The organism is Paraburkholderia sp. SIMBA_054 (assembly GCF_046534875.1).
GTDB lineage: Bacteria > Pseudomonadota > Gammaproteobacteria > Burkholderiales > Burkholderiaceae > Paraburkholderia > Paraburkholderia hospita.
Genome location: NZ_JAWRXV010001292.1, coordinates 1 through 251, shown reverse-complemented (window position 1 = coordinate 251; position 251 = coordinate 1). Strand labels below are relative to the sequence as shown.

Sequence of the window (251 nt, the reverse complement as noted above, 5' to 3'; positions counted from 1 at the left end):
CCTGCAGCATGTGGACTTTCGATCAGATAAAGGATGTTCGTCAGCACGGGCCACGCATAAACAACGTTGAGCTGGTTGATCGTTGATGTCCCGCTCGTCCCGGTAATGCCTTTAGTCGTCAACTTTCCATCGCGGTCGAGAAGCCCGTCAGTCGGAACCTTGGCAAATCCTTCATAGGCTCCAAGGTTGAATGAAAGATTGGGACAGCCCGCAGCGACCATGAACTGTATCTGCTGGCAGAGTGCCGTGCG

1 protein-coding gene is annotated in these 251 nt (G+C 53.8%); it reads right to left on the bottom strand.

Features of this window, described 5'->3' with window-relative positions; genetic code table 11:
• A partial coding sequence (locus tag SB822_RS59275; RefSeq protein ID WP_410859396.1) for a hypothetical protein occupies window positions 1-221 on the bottom strand: 221 nt, incomplete at its 3' end.
• Between the last annotated feature and the right edge of the window lie 30 nt (window positions 222-251).